General features: G+C 73.1%; 14 protein-coding genes and 1 tRNA gene. 11 read left to right on the top strand and 4 right to left on the bottom strand.

Annotated elements, in window-relative coordinates; translation table 11 throughout:
• Positions 1-12: 12 nt before the first annotated feature.
• Positions 13-105, top strand: a tRNA-Sec gene (locus HC031_RS22335).
• A gap of 229 nt (positions 106-334) precedes the next feature.
• Here the strand turns inward: HC031_RS22335 and HC031_RS22330 are convergent.
• Entirely contained in the window at positions 335-556 is a 222-nt protein-coding gene (locus HC031_RS22330) for a GntR family transcriptional regulator (RefSeq protein WP_167927338.1), read from the bottom strand.
• 149 nt (positions 557-705) lie between these two features.
• Here HC031_RS22330 and HC031_RS22325 point away from each other — a divergent pair, with 149 nt between their 5' ends.
• Complete coding sequence (locus tag HC031_RS22325; RefSeq protein WP_167927337.1) at positions 706-996, top strand: hypothetical protein; 291 nt, start codon at positions 706-708, stop codon at positions 994-996.
• A 72-nt stretch (positions 997-1,068) separates the two neighbouring features.
• Here the strand turns inward: HC031_RS22325 and HC031_RS22320 are convergent, their stop codons facing one another.
• Positions 1,069-2,028 (bottom strand): ATP-binding protein, encoded by a 960-nt coding sequence (locus HC031_RS22320; protein ID WP_167927336.1) that lies wholly within the window; start codon positions 2,026-2,028, stop codon positions 1,069-1,071.
• A 249-nt stretch (positions 2,029-2,277) separates the two neighbouring features.
• On the opposite strand from HC031_RS22320, the gene HC031_RS22315 reads away from it, so the two are divergent.
• Positions 2,278-3,459, top strand: a complete 1,182-nt coding sequence (locus HC031_RS22315) for an LCP family protein (protein WP_167927335.1) — start codon at positions 2,278-2,280, stop codon at positions 3,457-3,459.
• Between the two features lie 16 nt (positions 3,460-3,475).
• Here the strand turns inward: HC031_RS22315 and HC031_RS22310 are convergent, their stop codons facing one another.
• A complete protein-coding gene (locus tag HC031_RS22310) occupies positions 3,476-3,868 on the bottom strand; it encodes a VOC family protein (RefSeq protein ID WP_167927334.1) in 393 nt (130 codons plus the stop codon).
• Between the two features lie 259 nt (positions 3,869-4,127).
• Here HC031_RS22310 and HC031_RS22305 point away from each other — a divergent pair, with 259 nt between their 5' ends.
• The 5 genes from HC031_RS22305 to HC031_RS22285 all read left to right on the top strand — a co-directional run bounded on the left by HC031_RS22305 (position 4,128) and on the right by HC031_RS22285 (position 8,265).
• Positions 4,128-4,910 (top strand): trypsin-like serine protease, encoded by a 783-nt coding sequence (locus HC031_RS22305; protein WP_167927333.1) that lies wholly within the window; start codon positions 4,128-4,130, stop codon positions 4,908-4,910.
• A 160-nt stretch (positions 4,911-5,070) separates the two neighbouring features.
• Complete coding sequence (locus tag HC031_RS22300; RefSeq protein ID WP_167927332.1) at positions 5,071-5,688, top strand: RNA polymerase sigma factor; 618 nt, start codon at positions 5,071-5,073, stop codon at positions 5,686-5,688.
• Between the two features lie 34 nt (positions 5,689-5,722).
• On the top strand, positions 5,723-6,574 hold the full coding sequence (locus HC031_RS22295; RefSeq protein ID WP_167927331.1) for a hypothetical protein: 852 nt from the start codon (positions 5,723-5,725) through the stop codon (positions 6,572-6,574).
• A 302-nt stretch (positions 6,575-6,876) separates the two neighbouring features.
• Positions 6,877-7,119, top strand: coding sequence for a hypothetical protein (locus HC031_RS22290; RefSeq protein ID WP_167927330.1), 243 nt, complete (start codon positions 6,877-6,879; stop codon positions 7,117-7,119).
• A gap of 306 nt (positions 7,120-7,425) precedes the next feature.
• Complete coding sequence (locus HC031_RS22285; protein WP_167927329.1) at positions 7,426-8,265, top strand: hypothetical protein; 840 nt, start codon at positions 7,426-7,428, stop codon at positions 8,263-8,265.
• A gap of 51 nt (positions 8,266-8,316) precedes the next feature.
• On the opposite strand, the gene HC031_RS22280 is transcribed toward HC031_RS22285, so the two are convergent.
• Complete coding sequence (locus HC031_RS22280) at positions 8,317-9,489, bottom strand: trans-sulfuration enzyme family protein (protein WP_167927328.1); 1,173 nt, start codon at positions 9,487-9,489, stop codon at positions 8,317-8,319.
• Between the two features lie 80 nt (positions 9,490-9,569).
• Here HC031_RS22280 and HC031_RS22275 point away from each other — a divergent pair, with 80 nt between their 5' ends.
• Genes HC031_RS22275 through selB form a run of 3 tightly spaced genes read left to right on the top strand, consistent with a single transcriptional unit; the run spans position 9,570 to position 13,271 of the window.
• Positions 9,570-10,184: an Lrp/AsnC family transcriptional regulator gene (locus HC031_RS22275; protein ID WP_167927327.1), complete on the top strand. Its 615-nt coding sequence runs from the start codon at positions 9,570-9,572 to the stop codon at positions 10,182-10,184.
• Positions 10,185-10,194: 10 nt separating this feature from the next.
• Complete coding sequence (gene selA / locus HC031_RS22270) at positions 10,195-11,529, top strand: L-seryl-tRNA(Sec) selenium transferase (RefSeq protein ID WP_167927326.1); 1,335 nt, start codon at positions 10,195-10,197, stop codon at positions 11,527-11,529.
• Positions 11,517-13,271 (top strand): selenocysteine-specific translation elongation factor, encoded by a 1,755-nt coding sequence (selB, locus tag HC031_RS22265; RefSeq protein ID WP_167927325.1) that lies wholly within the window; start codon positions 11,517-11,519, stop codon positions 13,269-13,271. Before selA ends, selB begins: the two co-directional genes overlap by 13 nt.
• Positions 13,272-13,499 lie beyond the last annotated feature (228 nt).

Raw genomic sequence — 13,499 nt, 5'->3', positions numbered from 1 at the left:
TCAGAGGCCCTGGGAGGCGTTCGGGCAGCTGGTGCTCCCCACGGTCTTCAAAACCGATGTGGCCCGGGATCCGGGTCAGGCGGGTTCGATTCCCGTCCGCCTCCGCTATCGGCAGGAACGTACTACGCGGTAGTCCACGAAGTTGCGAGCGGGATGCCTTGATCGTCGGTTCGGGCGCCTGGGAGCACCGTTGACCGCGTTGACGCCAACACTGCATTTCACGGTGCTACGTCGCGTGCTCCCGGGCATGACCTCCAAGTGATCGGTTGGGGTTCGTGCAAGGGTGAGTATCGGGCAGTTCTCGCAGCGCCTCATCCCGCCAAGAGCGACAGTTCTACCGCTGGGCTACGTAGACGCCCCGGCCAGGTGCGCCGATCACGACGCCCCGATCACGTAGCAGTGCCACCGCGCGAGAGGCCGTGGATACGCTCACCGAGTACAGGTCGGCCAGCTCGCGGTAGCTCGGGATGAACTCGCCCACCTTGTACTCGCCGCGCGCGATTCGCGCGGCCAGGTCATCGGCAACTTGGCGGTAGTTGAGCGGTACAGGTGGCACTCAACGATTCGATCATGTCGGCAGGTAAACGTCTCGCACGTAGTTGCCATGAGTCACCTAGTTCACTAGGTTGAGTGGCAGGCATCGGCGGCCCCCGATCAGCGGTGTGACGCCGGCCAGGGGCCTTGATCGGGAAGGAGTCCGATCCATTGACCAGCATGAAGGCGCGACACTTCGCCCCTGTCACTCCACTGGAAACCGAACCGCTGGGTGCGTACACCGACCCCGCGCAGCGCGATGAGGCGCTCCGGGACGCGCTGCGTGGGGTGGAGCTGGGCACCTACGACCAGCGCATGATCGACTGGGCGGTGAAGCGGTTCGACAACTCCGCGTTGCGTGTGTTCGTGAGCTGGCTTGAGCGCGTCCGCACGGCCGGGGTGGTCAGTGTGCTGCATATCGACCGGGCACGCCAGGGCAACCTTGGGCGGTTCGAGCGGTGAGCGATCGGAGGAGCCTCGGCAGCGTAGACACCGTCGGGATCGTGGGCGCTGCGCGCCGAGAGCGCGCCGCGGTCAGTCCTCGGCGACGGGGTCGTCCGCGCGGTACCGGTGCCCACCGGCGGAACGGTCGCCAGCGTCCGGGTTCAGAAGTACGGTGACCCTGCACTCGGGGTCGCCCACGGCGATCCGCTCGTCGAGCAGGACGACCGCCTGGCCCCGGTTGCGCGCGGCGATCCCGCCGAAGACGCTGGAGGTCATCCGGCACAGCGCGGGGGAGTGGCGGACGGTGTCGCCGAAGGGGCAGCGCCGGTTACCGAGCACGATGCGATCCGCGGAGATGCTGATCGGGTAGAAGTCGCCGTCGATGGCGGCCTTGAGCCGTACGTAGCAGTCGGCGATCTGTTCCGGCGTGAGCCGGCCGGTGATCTGCCGGGCGCGACGGAACTCGTCCTCCATCTGCCCGCCGATGGTGGCTCCGACCCGGGCGACGGCTTCCTCGCTGGCCAGCGGTCCGTGGGTGTCGGTGACCGCTCGGGACAGCTCGACCACGAGAGCGCGCAGGAACGACTCGCGTGGGAACCCGCGGGGGCCGGCCTCCTCCAGCGTCGGCAACGGGTTGATCAGCCGTCGGGGCGGGTCGAACGAGGATTCGCTGCGGCGCGTCACCGCCAGGGTGGCCTGGACCCGGTTGCCCCTGGAGCGTTTCGCCTCCACCGCCAGGTCTTTGGCCAACTGGGAGACCAGCCACAGCCCGCGGCCACGCGGGCTGGTGACGGCAGGCGGGGACAGATCCGGGGTGAACGAGGGACCCAGATCCTGCACGGTGAGCACGGGTAGGGCTTCGGTCCACACCAGGCTCACCCAGATCGGCCCGCCGGCGTGCTCGACCGCGTTCGCGAGCAGTTCGGCGATGACCACTTCGGCGTCGGACACCTCGGCGGCGTCCGCGGCGTGCCGGCGCAGGAACGAACTCAACTCCGTCCGTAGCGCGCTCGCCGCGCCAGCGGTGGGAGGGTCGACAAGCCAGTCCATACCTCACGCTCCAGCGGCGGACGGATCTGCGGGGCCCTCCACCAGCGGCGACGGTACCACCGTGGCCACGCCGCCCGGTAACGGCAGCTCGCCGGAGACCCGGAAGCTGCCGCCCGATTCTCTGGGCCCACCACCGCGCCGCCGTCCGGACGAACGCTTAGTTGAAATGCATCGAAATGCCGGGAACTCCGGGCCGGCTTAGGCTCGGCTTCACACTCCACCTCCGTTCCGAAAGCGGTGTGCGTGCAGATGGATCAGGTAGGTGCGCCCGAGCGCGGCGACGGTCGACTTCCGGTACCCCGCCGACGGCCGGCCGGCGCCATCGCCTTCCACCACCGCCGCCGCCGGCCCCGCTGGCACCGGATCGCGCTCACCGCGAGTCTGGCGCTGCTGCTGCTCCTGGGCCTGAGCGTGGGCGGCGGGTTTATCTACTACCGGAAGTTGGACTCGGGCCTGCGACGTACCGGCGTCTTGCGGGAGGTTCACGACCTGCGCCCGGCCATCGCGCCCGGCGGTGCGCAGAACTTCCTGCTGCTGGGCACCGATTCACGCGACCCGGGCGACTCCGGCGGCTCCGACAACTCGGGTAACTCCGGCGACTCCGGTGGTGGTCCGGCGCAGGCGCAGCCGCAGGCGCCGGTGGAGACCCGTGCCGATGTGATCGTCTTGATGCATGTCGACGCCGCGCACCGGAAGGCGTACCTCATCTCGGTACCCCGGGATCTGTACGTGAGTGTCCCGCAGAGCGCGACCACCGCGGGGTCCGGCGACACCCCGGCGAAGATCAACACGGCGTTCGCCCGGGGAGGGCTACCGCTGGTCGTCCAGACGGTCGAGCGCTACACCGGGGTGCGCGTCGACCATCTGGTCATGGTCGACTTCGAGGGGTTCAAGAAGGTGACCGACGTCGTCGGCGGCGTGGACGTCACCAACGGGCAGGAGTTCACCTCGATCGGCGAGCCGTACCACCGGACTTTCAAGAAGGGCACCATCCACCTGAACGGCGCCGAAGCGCTCGACTACGTCCGTCAGCGGCAGCAGTTCACCGACGGCGACGCCGTGCGGACATGCCATCAGCAGCAGTTCGTGAAGGCGTTGCTGGACAAGGCGACCGGTACCGGCCTGCTGGGCGACCCGCGTGCGCTGGACGCTTTCCTGAGGTCCGTGACCACGATGCTGACGGTCGACAGCGGCTTCTCGCTCGCCGACGCGGCCCTGCAGTTCCGCAACATCCGCACCGCCGATCTGACGTTCCTCACCAGCCCCAACCTGGGGCCGACCACGGTCGGCGACGAGAGTGTCAGGATGCCCGACGACGCGAAGGCGAAGGCGCTGTACGACGCGGTCGCCAACGACACGGTCGCCGACTGGGTCGCGCACAACGCCGCCGGCCCGTCGAACATCGAACCCGGCACCTGCGCCGAACAGTGAGCGAAAGGGTGGCGGGTTACGCGGATGAGTGCGTGAGGACCTCCATGACGTGACCGTCGGGGTCGTCGAAGTACACCGTCCGCCCGCCGCGGTCGTAGTTGATCTCGCCTGGCCGCCGGGGCTCGTGCGGCTCGGCGTAGAAGGCGATGCCAGCGTCGCGGATACGGGCGAAGATCTCGTCGAACTCCGGCTCGCTCACCAGGAACGCGTAGTGGTGTCGGGGGACCGGCGCGCCGGAACCGCCCAGAAGCTGGGTGTCCGCGTAGTCCAGGGCGAGCCGCCCGACACGTACCGGCACGAACGGGCCCCACTGCGGCGACGCCTCGAGGCCGAGGATCGTGGCCAGGAACTGAGCCGATTTCTGCTTGTCGGTAGCCGGCACGATGGTGTGATCAAGGGAAATGGCCACCGGGATCATCCCTTTCACAGCGGTTGCGAACGGTGGCGCGCGCACGCCCCGATCGGATGCCGCCCGCGGGCGGCCCATCACTCAGCCTGTACGCGCGCGGTGCGGGCCGCAACCGGGGAGTCACGGCACGTGGCGGGTAGGCCAGTATCCTAGGATGCCGTACGCGCGGTGCGCCCGGCCACGGTCACCGCGCCGCAGGGGACCCGAGCCGCCGGCCGGCCGACTTCTCTTCCTGCAGAGATGCAATTAACGTGCGTGTATGAACTTGCGAGCGACCCTCTTCGCCACGGCACTCGTCGCGGCGCTCACGACCGCCGCGTCGCCGGCCTGGGCCATCACGTACGGCTCGCCCGACGGGAACACCCACCCGGAGGTCGGGGCCCTCATCGTCGACCAGGCGTACTCCGACGGGTCGTGGGCGTACTGCAGTGGCACGCTCATCGCGCCGACCGTCTTCGTGACCGCCGCGCACTGCGGCGATCCCGGCCAGACGACGGCGCGGGTCTCCTTCGCCAGCCGGTACCGGGCGGGCGACACCCTGTACGTGGGTCGCTACGTGCCGGACCCCGCGTACAACAAGGCCCAGTCCGACCCGCACGACATCGCGGTCGTCGTCTTCGACAAGCCGGTCCGCGGTATCACGCCGGCCCGGCTGCCCAGCGCGGGCCTGCTCGACCGACTCGGGGCCGACGGCAGCCTGCGGACGGCCACGTTCACCTCGGCCGGGTACGGTTCGCTCGCCCCGGTCAACGGCCCGGGCGGGAAGACCTACACCTACACGGATACCCGCAACCAGGCATCCGGGTCGTTCAACGCCCTCACCGGCACCTGGCTGCGACTGTCGCAGAATCCGGCGACGGGTGACGGCGGAACCTGCTACGGCGACTCCGGCGGCCCGGACTTCCTTGGCGGCCGGGACTCCGACCTGCTCGTCGCCACCACGATCACCGGGGACACGGCTTGCCGGGCCACCAACGTGGACTACCGGCTCGACACCGCCTCTGCCCGGCAGTTCCTCGGCCGGTTCGTGGCTCTGCCCTAGCCCGGCAGCGCCCGATCCGGTCCGCGCTGATCGATGACGCCGCGCGTCCACTCTGGGCGCTTCTTCGTGTCGGATGCCTGCGGACGGTCGGGTGTAACGTGCTCGCGCTGTCCGGCTCAGGTCGGTGTGCGGACTCTCCGGATTCGAGGGGACCGGTGCGTTGAACGACGATGACCTCGCGGATGCGCTGGCGGCGGCGGCCGCCGGCGATGAGGCGGGGTTCGCCAGGCTGTGGCGCGCGCTGCAGCCGGCGCTGCTGCGCTACCTCCGGGTCGTGGTCGGCGAGGCGGCCGAAGACGTCGCCTCGGAGACGTGGCTGCAGGTCGCCCGTGACCTACCCACCTTCAACGGCCAACTGCCGGCGTTCCGGGTGTGGCTGTTCCGCATCGGCCGCAATCGCAGCATCGACGAGCATCGCCGGGCCGGACGCCGCCGGGAGGATCCGCGCGATCCGTCCGCACAGGACGACGCCCGATCCAGGGTGCGGGACGTGGCGCTGGAGGCGATCGAGAATTCGGACACGGGGTGGGCCCTCCGCCTCATCGCCGCGTTGCCGCACGATCAGGCGGAGGCGGTGATGCTGCGGGTCGTGGCCGGGCTGGACGTGGCCCAGACGGCCCAGGTGCTGGGCAAGCGGCCGGGCGCCGTGCGGGTCGCGACCATGCGTGGGCTGCGCCGGCTGGCGTCCCTGCCGGAGGTGCGGGAGCGGGCGAGCACGTCCCTGAGCCATCGGGGAGCCCGCACGACCGCGGACGCGACCCGGCCGGAGGGGGTGTAACGCCGTGCGGTGGTGGGACGCTCTTTGGGACACTATGCATAAACGTCGACAAGGCCGGATCGGCCTGGCCGAAGCGGACCGGCTGGTGGCCGGCGCGCCCCAGCCGCCCGAGCAGTGCGGGTTGAGTGTGCTGCTCACCGCGGCCGCCGCCGCCCCGTTCCCCGAGGAGTTGGCCGACGAGCGGGCGGCGGTGGCCGGCTTCGCGCGGGCGCGCCGGGAGGCCGGGCCGGCCACCTTTCCCGCCGTCGCCGTCGCACCGGTGAAAACGCGGCGGATACCGCTGCCCAGGACCGCCGTGGTGAAGGTGGCCGTGGGGCTGGCCGTCGCGACGACCGGCGGCACGGCCTTCGCCGCCGCCGCCACCACCGGCAGCCTGCCGACCGGTATCCAGGAGCAGGCGCACCACCTGCTCGCGCCGCTGGGCGTGCCGGCGCCGAGCACCGCCACCAGACCACCCTCGACCCGCCCGCACACGGGCGCCAGCGCCGGCGCGGACAGCGGGCCGGCGGGTACCAGCCCCGCTCCGGGCGGCGTCGTCCGCAGCGGCGACCCGCGTAGCCCGCAGGCCGCGGAGCTGTGCACGGCCTGGGAAGCCGCCCAGCAGCGCCAGCACGGCAAGCCCTTCACGCCTCCGCAGCGGCGGGCGCTGGCGGCGGTGGCCGGCGGCGAGCAGAACATCCCGGCGTTCTGCGCCGACGTCTCCGGTGACCAGCCGGGTCAGGGCTCGTCGCCCGGCACGCCGACGCCGCGCCCGGACGCCCCCACGGCCGGCCGCACCCACCCTGGCGGCGGGGAAGGGAACAAGAACGGGGGAGGCAACAAGAAGGGCAACGGCCACCCGTCGGGAAAGCCCGCCAAGAGCCACGACCCTCACCCGAAGGGGTGAGCTCGCCGCACCGGTCCACGAACTTGTAACACCGCGCTCCGATCGCGCGCTCTTACAGACACCCTCCGTGACTTTTCGGAGGGTGTGGCAACGAATGATCAGAGCTGGCCACCGCCGTTTCGACCCCGGGTTCGTCCAGCTACCGCCAGTTCCTCACCCCCAGCGGTTCCCATGCCCGGCAACTACCCGCACGGCGTGGCCGAGGACGGCAGGGGCAGACCGTCGCCATCATCGACGCGTACGCTTCGCCGACCATCGCCGAGGACGCCAACCAGTACTCGTCGCTGCACGGGCTGCCCACCATGAACGGCGGCCAGTTCCGGCAGGTGGTGGCGCCGGGCACGTACAAGCGGCCGGTGTCCGGGCTCGGCGCGGTGCGTAGCGACTACGTCAACGGCGTCGACGACACGTGCGGGTACGCGTACACGCTGCGGTCGCTGTCCGACGACGCGCCGCTGACCATCCACACCCGGGTCGGCTACGACGACGTCACCGGCGTGGGCACGCCCAACGGCGACGCCTTCCTCGCGGCGCTGTCCTCCTAGGCGTGACCGCCGGTCGTCGCCGGCGGGTACGCCCTCGCCGGCACCGAGGCCAGTATTGACAACCACTACCCGTACACCCACAGTGGATCAACGAACTTCGACGATGTGACCTCGGGTAGCAACGGCACCTGCACCACGGCCCAGTGGTGCGTCGCCCGCACCGGCTGGGACGGCGCCACCGGCGTCGGCGCGCCCGACGGCATCGGCGGGTTCTGACAGCTGACAGTCCGATGGGGACGGTGTTCGCATCGCCCCATCGGACGGCCCAACTTCATTCGTTTCTTCGGTGCCGCCGATCGGAGGAGCGTGGACGTCACCGGATCGCGATCCCGACCGCACCTCACCCTCCGGCAGCGCGCGCGGCTGCGCGGGGGCGCGCTGCTCGCGGCCGTGGCCGTCGTCGTGACGGCAGCCGTGGTCATGGTGTGGCACCAGCCGCAGGTCCGGTCGGTTCTCGCTCCGCCGCGCGCCGACACTGTCCGGCACGGCGATCCCGGCCCGATTCAGCCGGTGCCCGGGGAGCCGCCGCTGGCCGACCCCGCGGCGAGCCCGTCGGCATCCGCCGGCAGCCCGTCTCCGAGCGTCGCGCCGACGCCGACCACGCCGCACAGCCAGCCGGCCGCCCCCGCGCCGGCCGCGCCGCCGGCCCCCCGCTTCACCGGCGTGTCTGGCGACAGCTGCCCGCAGACCGACACCAGTGGCTACTACAACCGCGGCTGGTCGCGCGACTGGTACGCACGCTCGCGCGGCGGCTGGCGCGGCGACGGCTGCGGCGGGCGAATGATCGCCGTGCCGATGTCCGGCGACCCGAACGTGGACGACCCCGACAACGTCATCGTGTGGTGGTTCCGGCTACCGGCCGCGCGGGCCTGTGCCGTGTCGGTGCATGTACCCGACACCGGGCGGGCGCTCGACGCAGCCGGTGCTCCGGCCACCTACTTCGTCTACCCCAGCCTCGACGCGTCCGGCTCCGCGCTCGGTCGGTTCGACGTCGACCAGGTGCACAACCAGGGGCGCTGGATGGCGGCCGGCTCGTTCGCCGCGCCTACCGGCCAGCTGTCGATCAGGATGGTCACCCGCGGCGTCGACTGGGGTGCGCACTCCGGCGCCCACCTGGGCGTCTCCGCTGTCCGGGTCACCTGCTGACCGCCGGTCGAGCTGGTCAGCCGAGCGCCTGCTGACCGCCGGTCGATCCGGTCAGCCGAGCGCCTGCTCGAGGTCGGCCTTCAGGTCGTCGACGTCTTCGAGGCCGATCGACAACCTGACGAGGTCGGCGCCCGGGCGCGCGGCGGCGGGTACGGGGCGGTGGGTCAGCGACGCCGGGTGCTGGATCAGCGAGTCGACCCCGCCGAGCGAGACGGCGTGGGTGAACAGGCGGACCCGGCTGGTGAGCCGTACGGCCTGCTCGTACCCGCCGGCGAGCTGGATGGTCAGCATCGCGCCGGGGCCGCGCAGCTGACGGCCGAGCAGGCCGGCCGGGTCGGCGTCGGGCATCGTCGGGTAGCAGACCCGCCGCACGGCGGGGTGCGTGCTCAGCCAGATCGCCGTCTTCTCCGCCGAGGCCTGCTGGGCGCGGACCCGTACGGGCAGCGTGGTCAGGCCCCGGTGCAGCAGGTACGCGCCCAGCGGGTGCAGCAGCGCGCCGGTCACCGCGCGGACCCGGCGCAGGGCCGCCGCCCAGGTGGCGTCGGTGGCGACGACGCCGCCGACGACGTCGCCGTGGCCGCCCAGGTACTTCGTGGCGCTGTGCAGCACGAGCGCTGCGCCGTGGGCCGCCGGGTTCTGCAGGACCGGCGTGGCGAACGTGTTGTCCACCAGCACCGGGACGCCGTCGGCGGCGTCGACCACCGCGCGGATGTCGACCAGTTCCAGGGTCGGGTTCGCCGGGGTCTCCAGCACCACCAGGCAGGTGTCGGCCCGTAGGGCCGCCGCGACCTCCGCGGGCGTGCAGTAGCTGACGTCGACGCCGAGCAGGCCCGAGCCGAGCAGGTGGTCGGTGCCGCCGTACAGGGGCCGGACCGCGACCACGTGGCCGCCGCCGCGTTCGGCCTTCGCCGCCAGGACGGTCGCCGTCATCGCGGCCATGCCGGAGGAGAAGGCCACCGCCTCCGCGGTGCCCTCCAGGCGGGCGAGCGCCGCTTCGAACCGGGCCACCGTCGGGTTCCACAGGCGGGCGTAGACGAGCCCGCCGTCGTCGACGGGGTGGCCGCCGGTGGCCATCGACTCGTACGACGCCCCGCCGGCGTCGATGCCGGGCAGCGGGTTGGTGGAGGACAGGTCGAGCGGCGGGGCGTGGACCCCGAGCGCCGCCAGATCGTCGCGGCCGGCGTGGACGGCCAACGAGTCGAACGAAAGAATCTGTCCACTCATGGGAGGATGGTGCAAGAAGCCGAGGAACGTGACAATAGATGGCGCAGAATCTTCGGAATGCTCGCAGAACGGTGAAGATTATGGAGCAGGGGTACGAGCCCCGCGGGTCCCGGCCGCAGAATCCGCGCCCGCCGCTGCACCGTCCCGCGCCGCAGCGGCCCCAGTCACGGCGGGGCTCGCCGACGGACGCCGCGCCGGCCCTGGACGCCACCGACCTGTCGATCCTGGCCGAGCTGGCCGCCGACGGCCGGATCACCAACGCCGCCCTCGCAAGCCGGGTCGGCATCGCCGAGTCGACGTGCATCCACCGGGTCCGCGCGCTCCGCGATGCCGGCGTCATCGCCGGCATCCACGCGCGCCTCGACCTGGCCGCCCTCGGCTACCCGCTGCAGGCCGTGATCAAGGTGCGGCTCGGCAGCCACAACCGCGAGCACGTCCGCAGCTTCCACGCCACCCTGACCGAGATCCCGGGCGTTCTCACCGCGTTCCACGTCGCAGGTGAGGACGATTACCTCCTGCACGCCGCGGTCGAGTCCCCCGAAGCGCTGCGCGACCTCATCCTGGAGCACATCAACGTCCACCCCGCGGTCCGGCACACCGAGACCCACCTCGTGTTCGAGCTGCTGGCCGGCAAGGGTGTCCTCCCCGCCGTCACGGGCGGCGCTGACCGGGGACGGGCCGGCCGGCAGCGGTAGGGTCTGGGACGTGTCAAGGCCATCGCGGGCGAACCGTCCACCGCAAGCGACGACCGACCCTCGCCGGCGCGTCCCGCGTACCGATGCCGTCCTCGCCGACCCGCGCCTGGCCGCAGCCGTCGTGACCCTGGGCCGCGCCCAGGTCAAGGCCTCGGTCAACGCCGCGCAGGAGCGGGCGCGGCGCGGCGAGATCGCGCCCGAGGAGGTCCCCGACGCGGCTGCGGCCGCCCTGCCGCGCCGGGCCGCCAGCCTGCGCCCCGTCATCAACGCCACCGGCGTCGTCCTGCACACCAACCTGGGGCGCGCCCCGCTGTCGGCCGCGGCCGTCGAGGCGGTCGTCGCCGCCGCGGGCCACACTGACGTCGAGCTCGACCTGGCGACCGGCCGGCGGGCCCGCCGCGGCCAGGGCGCCCTCGACGCGCTGCGGGCCGCCGTCCCGTACGCCGCCGGGGTGCACGTGGTCAACAACGGCGCGGCCGCCCTCGTCCTCGCCGCCACCGCCCTGGCCGCCGGCCGGGAGATCATCGTCAGCCGGGGCGAGCTGGTCGAGATCGGGGACGGATTCCGCCTGCCCGATCTGCTGGAGTCGACCGGGGCGCGGCTGCGGGAGGTCGGCACGACAAACCGGACCGCGCTCGCCGACTACGCGGCCGCGGTCGGTCCCGACGCCGGCTTCATCCTCAAGGTGCACCCGTCCAACTTCGTCGTCTCCGGGTTCACCTCGTCGGTGCCCGTCGCCGACCTCGCGACCCTCGGCGTCCCCGTCGTCGCCGACATCGGGTCCGGGCTGCTCGCTCCCGACCCGCTGCTGCCCGACGAGCCGGACGCGACCTCGAGCCTGAAGGCCGGCGCCGCCCTCGTCACCGCCAGCGGCGACAAGCTGCTCGGCGGCCCGCAGGCCGGCCTGCTGCTCGGCGACGCCGACCTGGTGGAGCGGCTGCGCCGCCACCCGCTGGCCCGGGCGCTGCGCGTCGACAAGCTCACCCTGGCGGCGTTCGAAGCGACGCTGCGCGGGCCCGAGCCCCCGACCTGGGTCGCCCTCCGCGCCGATGTGCAAGCCCTGAAGGTACGCGCGGAGCGCCTGCGCGGCGCGCTGGGTGACGCCGATACGGAGGTCGTCGCGTCCGCCGCGGTCGTCGGCGGCGGGGGAGCGCCCGGCCTGGAGTTGCCGTCGTGGGCGGTGGCGCTGCCGGCGCGGCTCGCAGCGCCGCTGCGCACCGGCGAGCCACCGGTGCTCGGCCGGGTCGAGCACGGCCGGTTGCTGCTCGACCTGCGCTGCGTGCCGCCCGAGCAGGACGACGCCCTGGTCGACGCGGTGAAGCGGGCCTCGGCATGCATGTCATAGCCACCGCCGGCCACGTCGACCACGGCAAGTCCACCCTGGTCCGCGCGCTGACCGGGATGGAGCCCGACCGGTGGGCCGAGGAGCGCCGGCGGGGCATGACGATCGACCTCGGCTTCGCCTGGACCACCCTCGCCGACGGCGAGGTGGTCGCGTTCGTCGACGTGCCCGGCCACGAACGGTTCGTGCCCAACATGCTCGCCGGAGTGGGGCCGGTCCCCGCAGCGATGGTGGTGGTCGCCGCCGACGAGGGGTGGATGCCGCAGTCGGCCGAGCACCTCGCCGCGCTCGACGCCCTCGGCGTGCGGCACGGCCTGCTCGTCGTCAGCCGCAGCGACCTGCTCGACCCGTCGATCGCGGCGGCCGAGGCGCGAGAGCAGCTGGCGGCGACCTCGCTGGGCGCCGTCGAGACGGTGGCGGTCAGCGCCGTCACCGGCGCCGGCCTCGACGACCTGCGCGCCGCGCTGGGCCGGCTCGTCGCCCGCCTGCCCGCGCCCGATCTCGACGCGCCCGTACGGCTGTGGGTCGACCGCGCCTTCACGATCAAGGGTGCCGGCACGGTGGTCACCGGCACGCTCGGCGCCGGGCGGCTGCGCGCCGGCGACGAGCTGGAGCTGGCCGGCGGCCGGCGGGTACGGGTCCGGGGCCTGCAGTCGCTGGGCGCGCCCACCCCGGAAGCGGCGGCGGTGGCGCGGGTCGCGGTGAACCTGCGCGGCGTGGAGCGTGACGAGGTGGGCCGCGGCGACGCCCTCGTCACGCCGGGACGATTCCGCCGCACCGACGTCATCGACGTCCGGCTCGCCGGCGATCCGGTCGCCGAGTTGCCCGCGACGCTGACGCTGCACGTCGGGTCGGCGGCGGTCGCCGTACGGGTGCGCCCGCTGGGCGCGGACACCGGCCGGCTGCGGCTGGCCACCGCGCTGCCGCTGCGGATCGGCGACCGGGCGCTGCTGCGCGACCCGGGCCGCCACCACGTCGCGGGTGGCGTCACCGTCCTCGACGTCGCGCCGCCGCCGCTTCGCCGGCGCGGCGCGGCCGCCGCCCGGGCGCGGGAACTGTCCGAACTGGACGGCGTGCCGTCGCAAGCCGACGAGCTGCGCCGCCGGGCCCTGGTACGCCGGGGTGACCTGGAGCGGATGGGGGTGACCGTGTCGAGCCGGCCGGTCGCCGGCGACTGGCTCGCCGACCCCGACCACTGGTCGGCGCTGCGCAAGCGACTCGTCGCGGAGGTCACCCGGTACGTGCGGGAGCATCCGCTGGAGCCGGGCGCGCCGGTCGAGGTGCTGCGCCACGCCCTCGGCCTGCCGGACCGGGCGCTGGTCGACGCGCTGGTCGCCGCGCCGCTGCAGGCCCGCGAGGGCCGGGTCGCCGTGGCGGGACAGGGCGGCGGTCTGCCGGAGCCGGTGGCCCGCGCCGTGGAGCGGGTACGCGACGACCTCGCCGGTGAGCGGTTCCGCGCGCCGGAGGCGGCCCGCCTGGCCGAGCTGGGCCTGGGGCCGCGCGAGCTGGCCGCGGCGGTACGCGCCGGGGCGCTGCTGCGCGTCGCCGACGGTGTCGTCCTGCTGCCCGGCGCGGTCGAGGAGGCCCGGGCGGTCCTCGCCGGCATCCCGCAGCCGTTCACGCTCAGCGATGCCCGGCAGGCGCTCGGCACCACCCGCCGGGTGGCCGTGCCGCTGCTGGAGCTGCTGGACCGGCAGGGCGCCACCCGGCGCCTGCCCGACGACCGTCGCGTCGTAGCGTCGTAGCGTCGTAGCGTCGTAGCGTCGTAGCGCCGGTATCGTGGACCCCGTGTCGACCGCGTTGGATCGGGTACGCGCGATCTGCATGGCGTTCCCGCAGGTCACCGAGCGGCCCAGCCACGGGGCGCCGACCTGGTTCGTGCGCGAGCGGGCCGCGTTCGTCACGTTGTGGGCCGACGGCCATCACCGCAGCACGTTCCCCCACCTGTGGTGCGCCGCCCCACCCGGGTGCGC

Source organism: Planosporangium thailandense, from assembly GCF_011947195.1.
Taxonomy (GTDB): domain Bacteria; phylum Actinomycetota; class Actinomycetes; order Mycobacteriales; family Micromonosporaceae; genus Planosporangium; species Planosporangium thailandense.
Note: the sequence above shows the minus strand (reverse complement) of the source record. Positions and strands in the feature narration are given on the sequence as shown.

Bases quoted from the DNA above. Each gene is read 5' to 3' on its own strand.
- HC031_RS22295 (WP_167927331.1), top strand. From the start codon at position 5,723: ATGCATAAACGTCGACAAGGCCGGATCGGCCTGGCCGAAGCGGACCGG.
- HC031_RS22320 (WP_167927336.1), bottom strand. From the start codon at position 2,028: ATGGACTGGCTTGTCGACCCTCCCACCGCTGGCGCGGCGAGCGCGCTA.
- HC031_RS22275 (WP_167927327.1), top strand. From the start codon at position 9,570: ATGGAGCAGGGGTACGAGCCCCGCGGGTCCCGGCCGCAGAATCCGCGC.
- HC031_RS22315 (WP_167927335.1), top strand. From the start codon at position 2,278: ATGGATCAGGTAGGTGCGCCCGAGCGCGGCGACGGTCGACTTCCGGTA.
- HC031_RS22280 (WP_167927328.1), bottom strand. From the start codon at position 9,489: ATGAGTGGACAGATTCTTTCGTTCGACTCGTTGGCCGTCCACGCCGGC.
- selB (WP_167927325.1), top strand. From the start codon at position 11,517: ATGCATGTCATAGCCACCGCCGGCCACGTCGACCACGGCAAGTCCACC.
- HC031_RS22305 (WP_167927333.1), top strand. From the start codon at position 4,128: ATGAACTTGCGAGCGACCCTCTTCGCCACGGCACTCGTCGCGGCGCTC.
- HC031_RS22290 (WP_167927330.1), top strand. From the start codon at position 6,877: ATGAACGGCGGCCAGTTCCGGCAGGTGGTGGCGCCGGGCACGTACAAG.